Below are 13,565 nucleotides of genomic sequence, written 5' to 3' on the forward strand. Positions count from 1 at the left end.
GGAGGGTCAGGAAAACCAGAGCCAGCCTCAGCTGGCCCACGGTGGGCTGTAGCGCACTTTCAGCGTGCGTACGGCGGGGTCGGCGCGCAGCGCCTCCATCAACTTGGAATCGATGCGCACCGCGCTCTGCCCGGACACATCGAGCATGCCGGCGACGCCGCCGTGCGGGCCCTTCAGAAGCAGGTCCAGGCGCAGCGGCGTGCGCCCCGGGCGATGGCGGTCGAGCAGGGCATCGATGCGCTCCCAGACCGGGCGCTGCTGGCGCAGGTCCAGGCGCAGCGACAGCCGCGTGGCGTAGTTGGCGCAGACTTCGTCGAAGTCCCAGCACTGGCGGATGCGCAGTGCGTAGCCGCCGTTGAACTCGTCCTCGCGCAGGCCGCCCTTGACCACCAGGATGCGGTCCTTGGTCATCAGGTGCCCGAACTCGGCCATCGCGTCGGAGAACGCGCTGCACTCGACGCGGCCGCGGCCATCTTCCAGCTGGATGAAGATCTGGCTCTCGCCCTTGCGACGCACACCGACCACCTGGCCGGCCAGCACGGTCTGTACTTCCGGGCGCCAGCGCTTTTCGCCGCCGCCGCCACCACCGCTGTTGGCGCTCCAGATCTTCTCCACCGAACCCAGGTCGTTGCCGACCAGATCGCGCACATCGTCGCGCCAGGGATCGAACGGGTGGCCACTGAGATAGAAGCCCAGCGTGTCGCGCTCGCCGTTGAGGCGCTGCAGCAGCGGCCATTCTTCGGCTTCGGGCAGATCCAGCTGGATCGTGGTCGCGCTCGGGTCCGGGCCACCGAACAGCGAGTTCTGTCCCGAAGCGCGCTCGCGGGCCATCTGGTCGGTAGCCTTGATCACCTCCGGCAGCTGCAGCATCAGCGAGGCACGGTTGCGGCCAAGCTCGTCCAACGCACCACAGTTGATCATCGCTTCCAGCGTGCGCCGGTTGAGCTTGGCCGAGCCGACGCGGGTGCAGAAGTCGAGCAGGTCCTTGAACGGGCCGCCCTTCAGTCGCTCCTCGACCACCGCCTCGCAGGCACCCTGGCCGACGCCCTTGATCGCACCGAGGCCGTACTGGATGGTGTCCGGGGTCACCGCTTCGAACATGAAGGCCGACTGGTTCACCTTGGGCGGCAGCACGGTCAGGCCGAGGTTGCGCACCTCGTCGAGGAAGCCGACCACCTTGTCGGTGTTGTCCAGATCGGACGACAGCGTGGCCGCCATGAACTCGGCCGGGTAATGGCGTTTCAGCCATGCGGTCTGGTAACTGACCAGCGCGTAGGCGGCGGCGTGCGACTTGTTGAAGCCGTAGCCGGCGAACTTCTCCATCAGGTCGAAGATCGCGTCGGCCTTGGCTTCGTCCACGCCGTCCTTGGCCGCGCCTTCGCGGAAGATCTCGCGGTGCTTGGCCATTTCGGCCGGCACCTTCTTGCCCATCGCACGGCGCAGCAGGTCGGCGCCGCCCAGCGAGTAGCCGCCGACGATCTGCGCCATCTGCATCACCTGCTCCTGGTACACCATGATGCCGTAGGTATCCTTCAGGATGGCTTCGGTGCGCGGATCGGGATAGATGATTTCTTCCTGGCCGTGCTTACGCGCATTGAAGGAGGGAATCAGGTCCATCGGGCCGGGGCGGTACAGCGACACCAGCGCGATCAGGTCTTCGAAACGGTCGGGGCGCGCGTCCTTCAGCAGGCGGCGCATGCCCGAGGATTCGAACTGGAACACTGCGCCCGTATTGCCGTTGGCGAAGATGTCCTTGTAGGTGGGCGTGTCGTCCAGCGGAATCGCGGCGATGTCCACCGGCGGAATGCCGGCGCGCTCATGGCGCTTGTTGATCGCCTTCACCGCCCAGTCGATGATGGTCAGCGTGCGCAGGCCGAGGAAGTCGAACTTCACCAGGCCCACTTCTTCCACGTCGTTCTTGTCGAACTGGGTGACCGGGTTCTTGCCGAGGCCGTTCTCGTCGTGTTCGGCGTACAGCGGGCAGAACTCGCTCAGCGGCTCGGGCCCGATCACCACGCCACCGGCGTGCTTGCCGGCGTTGCGGGTCAGGTCTTCCAGCTGCAGCGCCAGGTCGATCAGGTCGCGGACATCGTCCTCGGTCTCGTAGCGCTGGATCAGTTCCGGCGACGCCATTTCCGAGCTGGGGCCTTCCTTGCCCTTGCCCAGTGCATCCTTCAGGTGGATGCCGAGGATGTTCGGGATCAGCTTGGAAACACCGTCGACCAGGCCGTACGGGAAGCCGAGCACGCGGCCGGAGTCGCGCACCACTGCCTTGGCGGCCATGGTGCCGTAGGTGATGATCTGGCTGACGCGCTCGCGCCCGTACTTGCGCGCGACGTAGTCGATCACCTCGTCGCGGCGGTCCATGCAGAAGTCGATGTCGAAGTCGGGCATCGACACGCGTTCCGGGTTCAGGAAGCGCTCGAACAGCAGGTTGTACGGCAGTGGGTCCAGATCGGTGATCTTCAGCGCCCACGCCACCAGCGAACCGGCACCCGAACCACGGCCCGGGCCGATCGGGATGCCCTGGTTCTTGCCCCACTGGATGAAGTCGGCCACGATCAGGAAGTAGCCGGGGAAACCCATCTTGATGATGGTGTTGAGCTCGAACTCCAGGCGCTCGAAATAATCTTCGCGGGTCTTGCCCGGCGCCAGCGGATTCTTCTCCAGGCGCTCTTCCAGGCCGTCGCGCGACATCTTCTGGATCCAGGTGTCCAGGGTCTCGTCGTCGGGCACCGGGTAATTGGGCAGGAAGTAGGTGCCCAGCCGCATCTCGATGTTGCAGCGCTCGGCCAGCGCCAGCGTGTTGTCGATGGCATCGGGAATGTCGGCGAACAGCGCACACATCTCTTCGGCCGATTTCAGGTACTGCTGGTCGCTGTACTCGCGCGGGCGCTTGGGGTCGTCCAGCACGCGGCCGGTGGAAATGCACACGCGCGCTTCGTGCGCGCTGAAATCGGTGGGCGCCAGGAAGCGCACATCATTGCTGGCCACCACCGGCAGGCCACGCTGGCCGGCGGCCATCAGCGCGAACTGGTTGAAGGTTTCCTCGCCCTCGCGGCCGGTGCGGGTCAGCTCCAGGTGCAGGCCATCGCCGAACACGCGCTGCCAATCGGCCAGCTGCTGCTCGGCCAGTTCATGCTTGCCGTCCAGCGCCAGGCGCCCGGCCAGGCTCTGCCGGCCGGCCAGCGCGAACAGGTTGGCGTTGCCGGCCTTCAGCCAGTCCGGATGGATGGCCACGCCGCCTTCGGGGCGATGGCCTTCCATCCAGGCGCGGGTCAGCAGCCGCGACAGGCTCAGGTAGCCCTCGCGGTCGCGGCACAGCAGGGTCATCCGCCACGGATCCTGCCCTTCCTCGGCGATCAGCACGTCGGCGCCGGCGATAGGCTTGATGCCCACGCCTTCGGCCGCCTTGTAGAACTTGACCAGGGCGAACAGGTTGTTGAGGTCGGTCACCGCCAGCGCGGGCAGGCCGAGTTCGACCGAGCGTGACAGCAGGTTGGCCTGCTTGGCCTTCTTCGGGTCCGCCTGGTCCGGCTTGGCCGGCACACGGATGGTGGAGTCCGCCAGCGAGAACTCGGTGTGGACGTGGAGATGTACGAAGCGGGAGTTGGACATGCCGGACCAGGTTGGAGCGCGCGGGCCCCGGGTGCTGACGGGGGAATCGTCGCCGGGGTCGGGAAGCGCTGGAGTGCCCGGTCAGGGTAGCGAGGGCTGGAGGGCGCGACAAGCTCTTGACGGCATGCGATATCGCATCCGCGCTATCGCTCCCCACGGTTCGCAGGCGAACCGCGGGCCCCGCCTGACCCTGCCTTCGCAGCCGGGCGCAGCGACCGTTCAGGCGATTCAGGCGATTGCGATGTCTGCGGTCACAGCTGCCGGGTTTTCCAGGCACTCGCGCACCGGGGCGAAGCTGCGCCGGTGCTCCATGCAGGGGCCGTGCTCGCGCAGGGCGGCCAGATGGGCCGGGGTGCCGTAGCCCTTGTGCTGCTCGAAGCCGTACTGCGGGTGGCGGGCATGCACGTCCTGCATGTAGCGGTCGCGCGAGACCTTGGCCAGGATCGAGGCGGCCATGATCGCGCGGTCGATGCCATCACCGCCGACCAGCGCCTGCGCCGGCAGTACCAGGCCCTTGGGCACCACGTTGCCGTCGATGCGGGCGAAGCCGGCCACGTGGGCGACCGCTGCAACGACGTCACGCATGCCCTGCAGGGTGGCCTGGTAGATGTTCAGGCGGTCGATGGTGTCCACGTCCACCAGCACCACGTGCCAGGCCAGGGCACGTTCGATGATGCGGTCATGCAGTTGCTCGCGGCGGGCTGCGGTGAGTTGTTTGGAATCGTCCAGGCCGTTGATGCGTGGCCGTGCCGGGTCGAACACCACCGCCGCCACCGCGACCGGTCCGGCCAGCGGACCGCGGCCGGCTTCGTCGACGCCGGCGACCAGACGCTCCGGCTCGACCACGGCAGCACCGTCGAACAGGGCCAGGCTGGCCGCTGCGGCGTGGCGGCGGCTCATGCCTGGGCCTGGTCGCGCATCAACAGCTCGCCCACAGCGTCGGCCGCGCGGGCCGAGGCATTGCGGCGCAGTCGTTGATGCAGGCGGGCATAGGTATCCTGCAGGTCGGTCACCCGCTGCGGGTGGTCGAACCATTGCTGGATGGCCGCCGCCAGCTTGTCCGGCGTGCAGTCGTGCTGCATCAGTTCCGGTGCCAGGTCCTGGCCCGCCAGGATGTTGGGCAGGGCAAAGCGGTCGACTTTGATCAGGCCCAGCGCCTTGACCAGGCGGTAGGTCAGCTCGTTGACGCGGTAACCGACCACCATCGGCCGCTTGACCAGCATCGCCTCCAGCGTCGCGGTGCCCGAGGCCAGCACCACCACATCGGCGGCGATCATCGCGTTTCGCGCCTCACCGTCGAGTACATGCGAGAAGGCTACCGGCAGCGCCGAGCGTGACAGCTGTTCTTCGATCAGGCGCTTGCAGGCCGGGTTGGCGGCAGGCACTACCACGTGCAGGCCGGGGATGCGCTCGGAGACCTGCCAGGCGGCCTCGAAGAACGGTTCACCGAGGCGCGAGATTTCGCCCAGGCGGCTGCCTGGCAGCACCGCCAGCACCTTGGCCGAGGTCGGCAGGCCAAGCGCGGCGCGCGCTTCCTCGCGGTTGCCCTGCAGGGGGATGTCATCGGCCATCGGATGGCCAACGAAGCGCGCGTCGATGCCGTGCCTGGCATAGATCGGGGGTTCCATCGGGAACAGGCACAGCACCAGGTCGGCGCTGCTGCCGATCTTCTCGGCGCGCTTCTCGCGCCAGGCCCAGACGGAGGGGCTGACGTAGTGCACGGTGCGCACGCCGCGCTGCTTCAGCCAGTGTTCGATGCCCAGGTTGAAGTCGGGCGCGTCGATGCCGATGAACACGTCCGGTTGCCATTCCAGTGCACGCTGGCGGAACGCGGAACGCAGTTTCAGCAGGCGTGGCAGGTGGCGCAGCACTTCGGTCAGGCCCATCACCGCCAGCTCGCTGGCATCGTGCCAGGTCAGGCAGCCGGCGCTGCGCATGGCATCGCCACCGATGCCGGCGAATTCGGCATTCGGAAAGCGTGCCTTCAGCTCGCGCACCAGGCCCGCACCCAGCAGATCACCGGAGGCCTCACCGGCCACCAGAGCGATCCGCAACGGGCGCTCGCTGAGCACCCGCTGCGCGGGGACGCTGCCGGCCATCGAGGCCAGCGGAATCACGGCGGCGCCGGCCGGCGCCTGGCCGGTCGTGCTGCTCATCGCAGCAAGGGCCTCTCAGCGTGCTCGATGAAGTCCAGCATGGCCTTCACGTCATCGCTGTCGCGTGCCTGTTCGGTCAGCTGCACCTTGGCTTCGGCCAGCGGCAGACCCGCCACGTACAGGGTGCGGTAGGCGCGCTTGATGGCGGAGATCCGCTCGGCGTCGAAGCCACGACGCTTCAGCCCTTCGCTGTTGATGCCGCGCGGGCGGCCCAGCGAATCGGTGCCGACCATGGTGAACGGCGGAACGTCGCCGTTGGTCAGCGCGCCCATGCCGAGGAAGGCGTGGGCACCGATGCGGCAGAACTGGTGGGCACCAGCGAAGCCGCTGATGATCACGTAGTCGCCCACGGTCACGTGGCCGGCCAGGGTGGTGTTGTTGGAGAACACGCAGAAGTTGCCGACATGGCAGTCGTGCGCCACGTGCGTGTAGGCCAGCATCCAGTTGTCGTTGCCGATCGTGGTGATGCCGCCGCCGCCGCCGGTGCCACGGTTCAGGGTGACGAACTCGCGGAACACGTTGCGGTCGCCGATCACCAGTTCGGTGCGTTCGCCAGCGAACTTCTTGTCCTGCGGCTCGCCACCGATCGCGGCGTGGCCGATGAAGCGGTTGTCACGGCCGATCCTGGTCGGGCCGTGGATGCTGCAATGGGGGCCGACCACTGTGCCGGCGCCGATTTCCACATCGGCACCGATCAGGGTGAACGCGCCGACCTGGACGTCGTCGGCCAGGCGCGCGGCCGGATCGATGACGGCAGTCGGGTGGATCCGTGGTGCGTTGTCAGTCATTGCTGCCTCCCGTGGATCAGCCCTTGGCACCGGCGCACATGACCTCGGCCGAGGCAACGACTTCACCGTTGACCTTGGCCTCGCCGTAGTACCAGCCCATGTTGCGGATCAGGCGCTTCATCTGCACATCCAGCATCAGCACGTCGCCGGGCACGACCTGCTTGTTGAAGCGGGCGTTTTCCACCTTGACCATGTAGAACAGCTTGGACTGCGCATCGCGGCCAAGCGTCAGCTGGGTCATCACTCCACCGGCCTGGGCCAGCGCTTCGATGATCAGCACGCCGGGCATGATCGGGCGGCCCGGGAAGTGACCCTGGAAGAACGGCTCGTTGATGCTGACGTTTTTCTGCGCCAGGATGCGCTTGGCGTCGATGTCGAGCTCAAGCACCCGGTCCACCAGCAGGAACGGGTAGCGGTGCGGGAGCAGTTCCTGGATCTGGCAGACGTCGATCGGAAGCTGCAGCGTGTCGTTCATTCTTTCTCCTTGCCAGCAGCCAGGACGCGGCGAGCCAATGCGTCCAGCTGCTTGAAGCGCGCGGCGTTCTTGCGCCACGTGCGGTTGTCGGTCAACGGGGTGCCGGACGAGTACTCGCCCGGCTCATGGATGGAATTGCGGACCACCGACTTGCCGGTGATCACGACCTTGTCGCAGATCTCGAGGTGGCCGACCACGCCGACGTGGCCGCCGAGCAGGCAGTAACGGCCGATCCTGGCGCTGCCGGCGATGCCGGTGCAGCCGGCGATGGCCGAGTGCGCACCGATCTGCACGTTGTGCGCGATCTGTACCAGGTTGTCCAGGCGCACGTCTTCGTCCAGCACGGTGTCTTCCAGTGCACCACGGTCGACGCAGGTGTTGGCGCCGATTTCGCAATCGTCGCCGATGCGCACGCCGCCGAGCTGCGGCACCTTGATCCACTTGCCGGCGTCCATCGCCAGGCCGAAGCCATCGGCACCGAGCACGGCACCGGGGTGCACGCGCACGCGCTTGCCGAGCTTGACCCGGGTGACCAGGGTGACCCGGGCGATCAGTTCGCAGCCGCTGTCCAGGCTGCAGTCTTCGCCGATCACGCTGCCGGTGCCGATGATGCAGTTCTCGCCGACCACGCTGCGCGCGCCGATGGAGACGAAGGGACCGATATGGGCGCTGGCGGCGACCTGGGCGCTGGGATCGATGACGGCGCTGGGGTGGATGCCCGGCGGGCGCGTGGGCGCGATGTCGAACAGCGCGGCGATCTTGGCGAAGGTGGTGTACGGGTCCTTGGCCACGAGCGCGGCGCCGGGGGCGGCCTCGGCATCGTCGGCGCGCAGCACGACCAGCGAGGCCTGGCTGTCGGCCAGCTGGGCGCGGTAGCGTGGATTGGCGAGGAAGGTCAGCTGGCCAGGACCGGCGTGGGCGAGGGTGGCCACGCCGTGGATGGCGGTGGCGGGGTCGCCATGGACCTGCAGGCCGAACTGCTCGGCGAGTTGCTGGGCGGTGTAGGTGGGAGTATTCACGGCGGGAGTTTAACGTGTGACGCCATTGCGGTCATGCGGGGGGCAGGGCTTGGCGCCTGCCTGGTACGGGCGGGAGGCGGCGGGTGGCCCTGGCCAGGACACGCAAAAGCCCCTCCATGGTGCTCGATGGCGCCATCCATGGCGCCAACGGTCCTGTCCAAGGCCACCCGCCGCCTCTGGACAATTTCCCGCGAGCGCGGCCAAAAGCCCGTGCCGTGCAGTGTCATCTGAAAAACGAAAACGCCGGGCAGAGCCCGGCGATTCGCACCCCGTCTGGTGGAGAGCCCCCCTTCTGTTAAGGGGGGCGCGCCCCTGGGAATCGCAGGAGCGATTCCCAACGTTGCTATGCAACGGCCCGAAGGGCGCATGCCATGGATGGCATGCGTAATGGCGCGGGGGATAGGAGGTAGGTCGGGACCCGCTGCTTGCGCAGCAAGCCGCGGCGCACCTTCGGTGGTCAGTTCTTAGAACTGCCCACCGAACGTGAACTGCAGGCGTTCGATCTTGTCGCCGTCTTCCTTCTTCAGCGGGAACGCGTAGCTGATCGAGATCGGTCCGACCGGGGCGCGCCACAGCAGGGCTACACCGGTAGACACTCGCAGTTCGTTGGCCTTGAAGTTATCGGCGCCGTTGTAGACGTTGCCGAAGTCGACGAAGGCCGACACGCGGGCCGACGGGCTGTCGAACAAACGCGGGAAGTAGGCTTCGACCGAACCGACGGTCTTCAGCGAACCGCCCAGCGGCTGGCCTTCCGGATAACCGCGGGTTACTTCGCGTGGGCCGAGCGTGTTGTCCTCGAAGCCGCGTACGGAGTTGGTGCCGCCGGCGTAGAAGTTCTCGTAGAACGGTAGGCCCTTGGCGGTGACCGGGCGCAGGTTGCCGTTCTCGTCCGGCACCATGGCGGTCTTGTCCTTGCCGTAGCTATCGCCATAACCAACTTCCGCACGGGTGTTGATCACCAGCGACGGCATGATCGGCCAGTACTTGCTGATCTGGTAGTTCAGCTTGTAGTACTCGATGGTCGAGCCCGGCAGCGTGGTTTCCAGGCCAACACGCTGATAGGTGCCGCGGGTCGGCATGAAGTAGTCGTTGCGCGAGTCACGCGCCCAACCCAGTTCCGTGCGCCAGGCATGGAACGTCCTGCTGCCCAGCACGTTGATGTAATCGATGATCGACTGCGGGGTCGAGCCCTGGTACGTGGTGATCTGGTTGCTGTCGATGCCGAACATCAGCGAGACGGTGTCGGTTTCGGTCAGCGGCACGCCGAACACCACCTGCGCAGAACCATTGGTGCTGTTGTACTGCGCGGTGTTGAAGTCGGAGTAGTCCAGTTCACGCCAGGACAGGTTGTAGCCCAGCGAAACGCCGTCGTCGGTGAAGTACGGGTTGGTGTAGCTGAAGCCGTAGCGCTGCAGGTAGCTGCTGCGCGAGGCTTCGACCGACACGCGGTTGCCGCCGCCGAGGAAGTTGTTCTGCGACAGCTGCACCGAGGTGGTCATGCCGTAGGACTGCGAATAGCCCAGGCCGAACACGAAGCTGCCGGAGGTGGTTTCCTTGACGTTGTAGACGACGTCGACCTGGTCGTTGCTGCCGCTGACGGCCGGGGTCTCGACGTCCACCGACTCGAAGTAGCCCAGGCGCTGCAGGCGGATCTTGGAGCGGTCGATCGCGGCCTGCGAGTACCAGCTGTTCTCGAACTGGCGCATTTCGCGACGCATCACTTCGTCGGAGGTGCGGGTGTTGCCACGGAACAGGATACGGCGCACCGACACGCGCGGGCCGGGCACGACCTGCATGTTGATCCCTACCGTCTGTTCGGCACGGTTGGTGGTCGGGATCGGGTTCACCTTGGCGAACGCGTAGCCGATGTTGGACAGCGAGTTGGTGATGGTGTCCGAGCTGAATTCCAGCAGGGCACGCGAGAACGTGTCGCCCGGCTTCTGGATCACCATGCGCTCGACGTCCTCCTGCGGAAGGATGGTGTCGCCGCTGACCTTGATCTCGGAGATCTTGTACTGCGCACCCTCGGTCACGCCCGCGGTGAGGAACATGTCGCGCTTGTCGGGGCTGATCGAGACCTGGGTGGAATCGATGCTGAAGTCGACGTAGCCGCGGTCCAGGTACCACGAGTTGAGCTTTTCCAGGTCGCCGGACAGCTTTTCCTTGGAGTACTGGTCGTCACGGCGGTACCACGACGCCCAGTTGTGCTCCTTGGACTCCCAGGTCTCCAGGATGTCCTTGCTCTCGAACTTCTCGGTGCCGACCAGGTTGACGTGGCGGATCTTGGCCGCCTTGCCTTCCTTGATGGCGATCGCGATGTCCACGCGGTTGCGGTCCAGCGGGCTCACGGTCGGGGTGATCTCGACGGTGTACTTGCCGCGGTCGTTGTACTGGCGGCGCAGTTCCTGGGTCACGCGGTCCAGGCTCAGGCGGTCGAAGGTGCCACCCTCGGTCAGGCCGATGTCGGACAGGCCCTTGAGCAGCTGCTCGGACTTGATGTCCTTGTTGCCGGTCACGGTCAGCTTGTTGATCGCCGGGCGTTCCTTGACGGTCACCACCAGGATGCTGCCCTGGCGGTCCAGCTGCACGTCTTCGAAGAAGCCGGTCTTGTACAGCGCGCGGATGGTCTCGCCGACCTTGTTGTCGGTGATGGTCTCGCCCCGTTCCACCGGCAGGTAGGTGAACACCGTGCCCGAGCTGATGCGCTGCAGGCCATCGACGCGGATGTCGCTGACAGTGAAGGGCTCGGCTGCCTGGGCCAGGGCGGGAGCGCCGGTGACGGCGGCGAGGGCGAGGGCCAGCAGGCGGCGATTGGGGAGTCGCGTCATGTCACGTCCGGTAGGAAGGTCGATTTCATTGGTGCGGGATGCCGACGCTGTAGACGGCAACAACGTGGAAAAGTTCATCGCGGGACCAGGCCGAGGATGTCGTTGTAGAACGCCAACCCCATCAGCCCGGCCAGCAACGCCAGGCCGATGTATTGGCCGGCGGCGATGGCACGCTCGCTCAGCGGGCTGCCCTTGACCAACTCGATAAGGTAATACAGCAGGTGCCCGCCGTCCAAGATCGGGATCGGCAACAGGTTGATGATGCACAGGCTGAGTGACAGCAGGGCAAGGAACTGCAGGAACCAGTCGAGGCCGCGTTTGGCCGAGACATTGGCCACGCGGGCGATGGTGACCGGCCCGGAAACGTTCTGCAGCGAGGCTTTGCCGGTGACGATGCGGGCCATCATGCCCAGCGAATCGGCGGCAAGCCGGCCGGTTTCACGTACGGCGACGGTCACTGCATCCAGCGGCCCATAGCGCAGCAGGGTGTCGTAGGAGGGGCTGTAGGTGGTGGGGAAGCCGACGCCGATCTGCCAGACCGGGTTGCCCTTGCCATCCTTGCCCTGGCGGGGCGTGACTTCCAGTGCAAGGCGTTCACCGCCTCGCAGGACCTCGATCATGCCGGGGCCTCCGGCACGGCCGAGGGCCTGGATCTCGCCGATCACCTGGTCGACGCTGTCGATGCGCTGGCCGTCGATCGCCACGATCAGGTCGCCCGGCTGCAGCAGCCCGGTGACCACCGAATCGGCGGTGAGCGAGTCGACCAGCGCCGGCTGCAGCCACGATTGCCAGTACAGGCCGGCCAGGATCGGTACCCGTCGTTCATCGAAGCCGGCGGGCAGCTGCGACAGCGGCAGGGTGCGCACGCGCACCTGGTCCGCAGGGTCGAGTACCTCAAGCGTGACGTCGCGGCGATCCATCGCGGCGGCGGTCAGCGCCATGCTGGCCTCGCCCAGGGTGGCGACCTGGCGCTCATCCACCCGCAGAACGCGGTCACCGCTGAGCAGGCCGGCGCTGGCGGCGATGCCGTCAACCCGGCCGATCGTCGGCGAGTAGTCCTGCTTGCCGATCACGAACATCGCCCACAGCAGCAGGATGCACAGCAGCAGATTGGCGATCGGCCCTGCAGCAACAATGGCGATGCGCTGCCACACGGTCTTGTGGTTGAAGGCCTGGCCGCGCTCGTGGGGATGGACCTCGACCTCACGTTCGTCGAGGAACTTCACGTAGCCACCCAGCGGGATGGCGGCAATGGCGAACTCGGTGCCGTGCCTGTCGCGGCGCGACCACAGCGGACGGCCGAAGCCGACCGAGAAGCGCAGGATCTTTACCCCACAGAGGCGGCCGACCCAGTAATGCCCGAACTCGTGGAACGTGACCAGCAGCCCGAGGCTGACAATCATCCACCAGACCGATCCGAGGAAGTCAGTCATGCAGGCTCACAGTGGCGGGCAGGGGCGGCGGCGTCATGCTGGGCGAGGCGGTCGTTCAGGCGGCGTCGATGGCGTTCAGGGTGAGCTGGCGTGCCCGCTGGTCGGCGGACAACAGGACCTCCAGTGTATCGGCTGGCTGGGTCGGCAGTGTTGAAAGAGCGTTAGCAACCAGCTCCGGGATGGTCAGGAAACCGATCCGGCCCTGAAGAAATGCTGAAACCGCCTCTTCATTGGCGGCGTTCAGCACCGCCGGGGCAGTACCGCCGGCCTGCATGGCCTGCCAGGCCAGCGCCAGGCAGGGGAAGGCGTCGGTGTCAGGCGCCTCGAAATCCAGCCGGCCCTGCGCCAGCAGGTCCAGCCCGGCCACGCCCGATTCGATGCGCTGCGGCCAGCCCAGGCCGACCGCCAGGGTGGTGCGCATGTCCGGCAGGCCCATCTGGGCCAGGGTCGAGCCGTCGACGAATTCGACCAGCGAATGGACCAGGCTCTGCGGGTGCACCAGCACCTCGATGCGCTCGCCGGGCACCGAGAACAGATGGTGCGCCTCGATGACTTCCAGGCCCTTGTTCATCAACGTCGCCGAATCGACCGAGATCTTCGGGCCCATCGACCACTTCGGGTGAGCCACGGCCTGGGCCGGGGTGACCTCGGCCAGCTCGGCGCGGCTGCGGCCGCGGAACGGGCCGCCCGACGCGGTCAGCAGGATGCGGCGCACGCCGGCGCCGTCGATGCTGGCGTCGCGCGAACGCAGGCACTGGAAGATCGCGCTGTGCTCGCTATCGATCGGAATGATCTCGGCGCCGGCGCGCTCGGCGGTGCGGGTCAGCAGCTCGCCGGCCAGTACCAGCGATTCCTTGTTGGCCAGCAGGATGCGCTTGCCGGCCGCAGCGGCGGCGAGGGTCGAGGACAGCCCTGCAGCACCGACAATGGCCGCGACGACCGTGTCGCAGGCATCGCTTGCTGCCAGCTGATCCAGTGCGGCATGACCGGCGTGGGCCTCGGTCGACAGCCCGGCATCGCGCAGGCCGTCGCGCAGTTCGGTGAACAGCGCTTGGTCGGCGATGACCGCGTGCGCTGGCTTGTGCTGGCGGCACAGGGCCAGCAGTGCCTGCACCTGGCGGCCGGCGGCCAGCACCGTGGCCTGGTAGCGCTGCGGGTGGCGGGCGATCACGTCCAGCGTGGAGGCACCGATCGAGCCGGTGGCGCCGTATACGGCGACCCGGCGCAGGTCTGCGACAGCATTCATGG

General features: G+C 66.8%; 9 protein-coding genes. All 9 read right to left on the reverse strand.

Annotation, left to right across the window (positions count from 1 at the left end; all coding sequences use genetic code 11):
• Positions 1 to 27 precede the first annotated feature (27 nt).
• Positions 28 to 3,618: a DNA polymerase III subunit alpha gene (gene dnaE, locus AC5P9P_RS02610; RefSeq protein ID WP_043034852.1), complete on the reverse strand. Its 3,591-nt coding sequence runs from the start codon at positions 3,616 to 3,618 to the stop codon at positions 28 to 30.
• Between the two features lie 228 nt (positions 3,619 to 3,846).
• Positions 3,847 to 4,518: a ribonuclease HII gene (rnhB, locus tag AC5P9P_RS02615; protein WP_005412735.1), complete on the reverse strand. Its 672-nt coding sequence runs from the start codon at positions 4,516 to 4,518 to the stop codon at positions 3,847 to 3,849.
• Complete coding sequence (lpxB, locus tag AC5P9P_RS02620; protein WP_049402564.1) at positions 4,515 to 5,717, reverse strand: lipid-A-disaccharide synthase; 1,203 nt, start codon at positions 5,715 to 5,717, stop codon at positions 4,515 to 4,517. The genes rnhB and lpxB overlap by 4 nt, the downstream gene beginning before the upstream one ends.
• Positions 5,718 to 5,770: 53 nt before the next feature.
• Positions 5,771 to 6,562, reverse strand: a complete 792-nt coding sequence (gene lpxA, locus AC5P9P_RS02625; protein WP_005412736.1) for an acyl-ACP--UDP-N-acetylglucosamine O-acyltransferase — start codon at positions 6,560 to 6,562, stop codon at positions 5,771 to 5,773.
• A 16-nt stretch (positions 6,563 to 6,578) separates the two neighbouring features.
• On the reverse strand, positions 6,579 to 7,037 hold the full coding sequence (gene fabZ / locus AC5P9P_RS02630) for a 3-hydroxyacyl-ACP dehydratase FabZ (protein WP_005408737.1): 459 nt from the start codon (positions 7,035 to 7,037) through the stop codon (positions 6,579 to 6,581).
• On the reverse strand, positions 7,034 to 8,056 hold the full coding sequence (gene lpxD / locus AC5P9P_RS02635) for a UDP-3-O-(3-hydroxymyristoyl)glucosamine N-acyltransferase (protein WP_005408738.1): 1,023 nt from the start codon (positions 8,054 to 8,056) through the stop codon (positions 7,034 to 7,036). Before lpxD ends, fabZ begins: the two co-directional genes overlap by 4 nt.
• A gap of 464 nt (positions 8,057 to 8,520) precedes the next feature.
• Complete coding sequence (bamA, locus tag AC5P9P_RS02640) at positions 8,521 to 10,884, reverse strand: outer membrane protein assembly factor BamA (protein WP_043034854.1); 2,364 nt, start codon at positions 10,882 to 10,884, stop codon at positions 8,521 to 8,523.
• A gap of 74 nt (positions 10,885 to 10,958) precedes the next feature.
• Positions 10,959 to 12,317: an RIP metalloprotease RseP gene (gene rseP, locus AC5P9P_RS02645; protein WP_005408740.1), complete on the reverse strand. Its 1,359-nt coding sequence runs from the start codon at positions 12,315 to 12,317 to the stop codon at positions 10,959 to 10,961.
• A 55-nt stretch (positions 12,318 to 12,372) separates the two neighbouring features.
• On the reverse strand, positions 12,373 to 13,563 hold the full coding sequence (locus AC5P9P_RS02650) for a 1-deoxy-D-xylulose-5-phosphate reductoisomerase (RefSeq protein WP_033834086.1): 1,191 nt from the start codon (positions 13,561 to 13,563) through the stop codon (positions 12,373 to 12,375).
• Positions 13,564 to 13,565: the final 2 nt, after the last annotated feature.

It is taken from the genome of Stenotrophomonas sp. YJH_SMC_14-1 (assembly GCF_059372275.1).

Excerpts from the sequence above, each read along its gene's own strand:
- dnaE (WP_043034852.1), bottom strand. The coding sequence starts at position 3,618 with ATGTCCAACTCCCGCTTCGTACATCTCCACGTCCACACCGAGTTCTCG.
- rnhB (WP_005412735.1), bottom strand. The coding sequence starts at position 4,518 with ATGAGCCGCCGCCACGCCGCAGCGGCCAGCCTGGCCCTGTTCGACGGT.
- lpxB (WP_049402564.1), bottom strand. The coding sequence starts at position 5,717 with ATGGCCGGCAGCGTCCCCGCGCAGCGGGTGCTCAGCGAGCGCCCGTTG.
- lpxA (WP_005412736.1), bottom strand. The coding sequence starts at position 6,562 with ATGACTGACAACGCACCACGGATCCACCCGACTGCCGTCATCGATCCG.
- fabZ (WP_005408737.1), bottom strand. The coding sequence starts at position 7,037 with ATGAACGACACGCTGCAGCTTCCGATCGACGTCTGCCAGATCCAGGAA.
- bamA (WP_043034854.1), bottom strand. The coding sequence starts at position 10,884 with ATGACGCGACTCCCCAATCGCCGCCTGCTGGCCCTCGCCCTCGCCGCC.
- rseP (WP_005408740.1), bottom strand. The coding sequence starts at position 12,317 with ATGACTGACTTCCTCGGATCGGTCTGGTGGATGATTGTCAGCCTCGGG.
- AC5P9P_RS02650 (WP_033834086.1), bottom strand. The coding sequence starts at position 13,563 with ATGAATGCTGTCGCAGACCTGCGCCGGGTCGCCGTATACGGCGCCACC.